The sequence below is a fragment of the Streptomyces sp. 13-12-16 genome, from assembly GCF_002114215.1.
Lineage (GTDB): Bacteria > Actinomycetota > Actinomycetes > Streptomycetales > Streptomycetaceae > Streptomyces.
Window position 1 is genome coordinate 14,538 of record NZ_NCTE01001510.1, and the last position, 6,357, is coordinate 20,894.

2 protein-coding genes are annotated in these 6,357 nt (G+C 71.6%); both read right to left on the reverse strand.

All coding sequences use genetic code 11. The annotated features are described in order from the left end of the window. On the reverse strand, positions 1 to 3,281 hold a 3,281-nt coding region (locus tag B7767_RS44190; RefSeq protein ID WP_218775881.1), incomplete at its 3' end, for a non-ribosomal peptide synthetase. Continuing rightward, positions 3,278 to 6,357 (reverse strand): non-ribosomal peptide synthetase (locus B7767_RS44195; RefSeq protein ID WP_143653070.1); only part of this gene is annotated, 3,080 nt, incomplete at its 5' end. The genes B7767_RS44190 and B7767_RS44195, both read right to left, overlap by 4 nt.

A 6,357-nucleotide genomic window follows, 5' to 3' on the forward strand; every position in this document is an offset into this window, starting at 1 on the left:
GAGATACGGACCGCGTAGGGCACGTTGTAGGCGGCGCCGCCCTCGATGCGGTTGACCACCCACTGTCCGTGCTGGGCGTACGACAGCGGCAACCACTCCGGACGCGGGTAGGGGCGTACACCCGCCCGGGCCACGTCCGCATCGTCCAGCAGCCGGGCGACACCCGCGGGTGTCGCGGCATCGAACAGAGCACCGACGGACAGCTCGGCACCGGTCGCCGTACGCACCCGGCTCACCAGACGGGTGGCGAGCAGGGAATGACCACCCAGATCGAAGAAGTTGTCGTCCGCACCGACCCGGCGCACTCCGAGCACCTCGGCGAACAACCCGCACACCACCTCCTCCCGAGGAGAACGCGGCGCACGCCACACCCCACCGGCCGACACCTCCGGCGCCGGCAGAGCCCCACGGTCCAGCTTGCCGTTGACCGTCAGCGGAAACGCATCCAGCACCACGAACGCCGCCGGAACCATGTACTCCGGCAACAGACCCGCCACGAACTCCCGCAGACCCGCCACCCCACCGGCCACCCCACCGGCCACCGGCACCACATACGCCACCAGACGCTGATCCCCCGGCCGGTCCTCCCGCAGCACCACCACCGCATCCGCCACCCCCGGATGCCCCACCACAACCGACTCCACCTCACCCAGCTCAATACGGAAACCCCGCAACTTGACCTGAGCATCAGCCCGCCCGACGAACACCAGCCGGCCCTCACCGTCCCACCGCACCACATCCCCCGTGCGATACAGACGACCCCCACCACGCCCGAACGGATCCGCCACGAACCGCCCCGCCGTCAACCCCGGCCGCCCCAGATAACCCCGGGCCAGCTGGACTCCCGCCAGGTACAGCTCGCCGGCGGTACCGGGCGGAACGGGGCGCAGAGCCGCGTCCAGCACGTAGGTCTGGGTGTTCCAGACGGCGCGCCCGATAGGCACGGGTCCGGGCCCGTCGTCCGTCCGGCAGGCCCAGGCGGTGACGTCCACGGAGGCCTCGGTGGGGCCGTACAGGTTGTGCAGCTCCGCGTCGAGGAGACTCATGAAGCGGTCCTGTGTGTCCCTGCCCAGTGCCTCGCCGCTGCAGATCACCCTGCGCAGACCGACGCAGCGAGCGGCGGCCGGGTCCCGGAGGAACTCCTGGAGCATCGACGGCACGAAGTGCGCAGTGGTCACGCCGCGTTCGCTGATCACCTCGGCAAGATAGGCGGGGTCGCGGTGGCCCCCGGGCCGGGCGACCACGAGTGTGGCTCCCTCGGCCAGCGGCCAGAACAGTTCCCACACCGACACGTCGAAGCCGAGCGGAGTCTTGTGCAGCACGCGGTCGTCCGCGGTCAGCCGGTACTCGTCCTGCATCCACACCAGGCGGTTGACGATGCCGCGGTGTGGCACCACGACACCCTTGGGCCGACCGGTCGAACCGGAGGTGTGGATCACGTAGGCCGGGTGGTCCGCCATGAGCGGCACGGTGCGCTCGGCGTCCTCGACGTTGTCGTCCCGGTGGCCGGCCAGTGCCCGCTCGGTCTCGGACGAGCCCAGGACCAGGGTGGGCACATGGCCCACGTGCGGCAGGGCGGCGGCGGTCGGGCCGGTGGTGACCAGCAGGCCGGGTGCGGAACCGGAGAGAACGTGGGCGTTCCGTTCCGTCGGGTGCTCCGGGTCGACCGGCAGGTAGGCGGCGCCCGCCTTGAGCGTGGCGAGGAGGGCGACCACCAGCTCGACGGACCGCGGTACCGCGAGCGCGACGATCGTCTCCGGGCCGACACCCCGCTCGGTCATCAGCCGGGCCAGCCTGTTGGCGCGGGCGTTCAGTTCACCGTAGGAGAGCGACTCGTCCTCGAAGAGGACGGCGGTGCGGTCCGGGGTGCGGTCCGCCCACCTCTCGAACAGCTCGGGCAAGGTCAGGTCGGGCACCTCGTGCTCGGTGTCGTTGAACACTTCCAGGACCTGCCGGCGTTCCTCCGGCGAGAGCGTGTCCACGGATCCGGCACGCTGGTCCGGGTCGGCCACCACCTCGGCCAGGACCCGAGTGAACCTGTCGGTCAGCGTCGCGACGGCGGACGGCTCCAGCAGGTCGGGGCGGTATCCCACGCGCAGCCGGATCCGGGTGCCCGGATAGGCGATCAGGCTCAGGGGGTAATGGGTGGCGTCCTGGCCGGTGAAGCCGGACACCTGCACCCCGTCGTCCATCCGCCGGTCGAAAGCGGTGGGGTCCAGTGGGTAGTTCTCGAAGACGGCGAGGGTGTCGAACAGCGGGCCGCCTCCAGCCTGTCGCTGGATCTGCGCGAGGCTCAGATGCTGGTGCTCCATCAGGTCCACCTGGCTGTTCTGCAGCCGGGTCAACAGGCTCGCGAGCGACTCGGACCAGTTCAGCCGCACCCGCACCGGCAGGGTGTTGATGAACAGGCCCACCATGGTCTCCACACCCGGTATCTGCGGCGGGCGGTTGGAGACGGTCGCACCGAACACCACGTCGTCACGACCGGTGATCGAGGCGAGCATCAGCGCCCAGGCGCCCTGTACCAGGGTGTTGAGCGTCCATCCGCGGGCCCGCGCGAGCTCGGCGAGGGAGGCCGAGAGGTCCTCGGGCAGCTCGGTCACCCGCTCCACGGGTTCCCGGGTCAGTCGCTGGGAGGCGCCCGGCGCCACCAGGGTGGGTTCCGCCAGTCCTTCGAGCGCGGCGCGCCAGGCCTTGGCCGCCGCGTCCTTGTCCTGCCGGGCGAGCCAGGCCAGGAACTCCTTGTACGGGGTGACCCTGGGCATTCCCGAGTTGTCGCCGTGCTTCTCGTACAGCTCGAAGAGGTCGCCGACCAGGAGGGGGAAGGACCATCCGTCGAGCAGGATGTGGTGCAGGCAGATGATCAGGCGGTGGGTGTCGTCGGCCAGCCGCACCAGGGTGAAGCGCAGCAGCGGCGGACGGGCGAGATCGAAGCGCCGGGCGCCCTCCTCCGCAGCCAGCCGCTCCAGCGCCTCCTGGCGTTCCCCGGCGCCGAGGTCCCTGAGGTCCACGTCGCGCCAGGGGAGTTCCACGGACCGTGGAATCAGCTGGACGGGGCTGCTCAGCTTCTCGTGCCGGAACGCGGCCCGCAGGTTGGGGTGGCGGTCCAGCAGCGCTTCCGCGGCTCTCTTCAGCCGGCGCGTGTCAAGTGGTCCTCGCAGGTCGAAGGCGAGCCGGACGGTGTAGGCGTCCACCGCCGTCTCGTCGTACAGCGCGAGGAAAAGCATGCCCTCCTGCAAGGGGGACAGGGGGAGAACGTCGGCGAGGCCCTGCGTGGTCATGGGTTCCTCCAGTCGGATTCCAGAAGATCGATCTCCGCCTGCGACAGCGACACCAAGGAAAGATCCGATGGAGTCCAGCCACCGGTGTCGGTCCGAAGGACCAGGGCCGACAGGGCGTCCAGGGCGGTGAACCAGGTTTCGGCGAGGTCGCGCACCCGTGGCTCGGACAGCAGACCGTCCGCCCACGACCAGGTGGCGACGAGCCGGGGCCCGTGCGGGCCGTCCTGCGTCAGCACGTTGAGTTCTACGGCGTGGGCCAGCGGCAGGTCCGCGTCCGAGCCGGCGGTGAGCACGTCCCCCAGTGAGTCGGCGGTCCACTCGGCCGGGGACGTTTCCGTCCCCGCGGGGGCCGCGAAGCGGCCGAGGTAGTTGAAGGAGATCTGCGGAGTACGGCCGGCCGCCAGTACCGGAGCGGTTTCCGGGTTGAGCCGTCGCAGCAGGCCGTAGCCGAGGCCGTTGTCCGGCAACCGTCTCAGTTGCTCCTTGACGCGCTTGAGCGCCTCGCCCGCCGTACTCCCGGTCCTCCAGTCCCCTTCGACGGCCCGGCCCGGGTCCAGCCGGACCGGGAAGACGGTGGTGAACCAGCCGACCGTACGGGACAGGTCGATGTCCGGGGCGAACTCCTCGCGCCCATGGCCTTCCAGGTCCAGCAGGACCGCGGTGTCCTCGCCGCCGCCGCCACGCCGCCGCCAGTCGGCCACCGCGAGCGCCAGCGCGGTCAGCAGGGCATCGTTGACGGTGGCGTGGAACACGGCGGGCACCGTGGTCAGCAGGGGCTCGGTCTGCTCGGGCTCCAGCACTCGGGTGAGCGAGCGGGCGGTGGCGGTGGTGTCCCTGGCCGGATCCAGCGGGCGGCTGCCCAGGAGCCGGTCCGGCCCTCGTGTCATCTCCTGCCACAGCGGGAGCTCCGCCAGCCGCTCCGCGGAGCGCGCCTCCGTGTGCAGGCGTTCGCTCCAGCACCGCAGCGACGTACCCACGGGCTCCAAGGGCGCGGAGCCGTCGGAGCCGGACTGCCAGGCGGCCATGAGATCGGGCACCAGGATGCGCCAGGACACTCCGTCCACCACGAAGTGGTGCAGCACCAGCAGCAGCCGGCCCGGCCGGTCATCGCCCGCGTCCAGCCAGACGGCCCGCATCATGCGGCCCTCCGCAGGGCGGAGTCCGGCGAGGGCTTCCTCCCGCTGTGCCTCGTACACGGGACGCAACGCGTCGTCGTCCGGCTCGAGGTGGCTGATGTCCACCCTGGTGACGACCTGCCGGGCGTCGACGCTGCCGGGTTCGGGCACGTGCAGGGCCCAGTCGCCGTCCGCGCCGGGCGTCCACCGCATGCGCAGGGCGTCGTGGTGATCCAGCACCTGCTGCAGGGCCGCCGTGAGCCGGTCCAGGCCGAGCCGGGGTGGCACCCGCAACAGCATGACCTGGCTGAACCGTTCCACCGGACCGCCGCGTTCCCGCTGCCATTCGATGATGGGCGTCGTGGCAAGCCGCCCCACGCCGTCGTGCCGGGTCCGGGCCGGCTCCCGGTCGGCACCCGCGGCCTCGGTGGCGACGGCGGCCAGCGTCTCGACGGTGTTGTGCCGGAAGACATCCCTCGGTGTGAGGGCCAGTCCGGCCTTGCGGGCGGCACTGACCAGCTGGATGGAGACGATGCTGTCACCGCCCAGCTCGAAGAAACTCTCGTCGAGGCCGACCTCGTCCAGGCCCAGGACCTGCTGGAAGAGACCCCGCAGGATTTCCTCCCGCCGTGTGGCCGGTGCGCGGCCCGGTCCGTCGGACCGCCGGGGCGCGGGCAGGGCGCTGGTGTCCAGCTTGCCGTTGGCGGTGAGCGGGAGCCGGTCGAGCCGTACGAACACGGACGGGACCATGTAGTCGGGCAGTGCGGCCCCGACGTGCTTGCCCAGCGCCGAGGTCTCGGGAAGGGTGCCGTCCGCACACACCACGTACCCGACCAGGTACCGCCGCCCGGGCTGGTCCTCGCGTACGACGACGACGGCGCCGGACACGTCCGGGTGGCGGGTGAGAACCGCCTCGATCTCGCCGGGCTCGATACGGAAGCCGCGCAGCTTGACCTGGTCGTCGGCACGGCCCGCGTACTCGAGATTGCCGTCGGCGCGCCACTTGGCCAGGTCGCCGGTGCGGTACATGCGCTGCCCCGGAGCACCGTACGGATGGGCGACGAACCGGTCCGCGGTCAGCCCCGGACGGCCCAGGTAGCCCCGCGCGAGACCCGCGCCCGCGATGTACAGCTCGCCCACCACACCCGGTGGCACCGGCCGCAACGCCTCGTCCAGGACGAGCACCGTGGTGTTGCGGACCGGGCGCCCGATCGGCGGGGCGCCCGCGCCGGGAACCAACGGGGTACTGGTGGTCGCCATCACGGTGGACTCCGTCGGCCCGTAGGCGTTGACCATCCGGCGACCGGGCGCCCACTGGGCGACGAGTTCGGCGGAGCAGGCCTCACCCCCGACCACGAGGGTGTGGAACTCCGGAAGGTCGGCGGGCGGGATGCCGGCCAGAGCCGCGGGCGGGATGAGCGCGTGCGTCACCTGGTACCCGCGCAGCACTTCCACCAGGTCCTCACCGGCCAGCGGGCCCGGTGGCGGTACGACGAGCGCACCGCCGTGAACCAGCGCCATGCACACTTCGAGCACGGCGGCGTCGAAACTCGAGGAGGCACACTGCAGGACCCGGCTGCGGGGGGCGACGAAGAAGCGGGACCTCTCGGCCGCCGCGAAACTCGGCAGCCCTCGGTGCGTGACGACCACGCCCTTGGGCCGGCCGGTCGAGCCGGAGGTGTAGATGACGTAGGCCGGGTGGTCGACCCGCAGCGGCGCGGTGCGCTCGACGTCCTGGAGGTCGCCCGCCTCGTACCGATCGAGGCGACCGGTGATCGGTTCCGTGTCGAGCACCAGCCGCGGAGTGCCGTCGGGCTCGGGGAGCTGGTCCGCGCAGTCGGAAACGGTCAGCAGCAGTGCGGGCGAGGCGTCGCGCAGCATGTACGCGATGCGTTCCGCGGGATACTCGGGGTCGACCGGCAGATAGGCCGCGCCCGCCTTCAGGACCGCCAGGAGCGCGA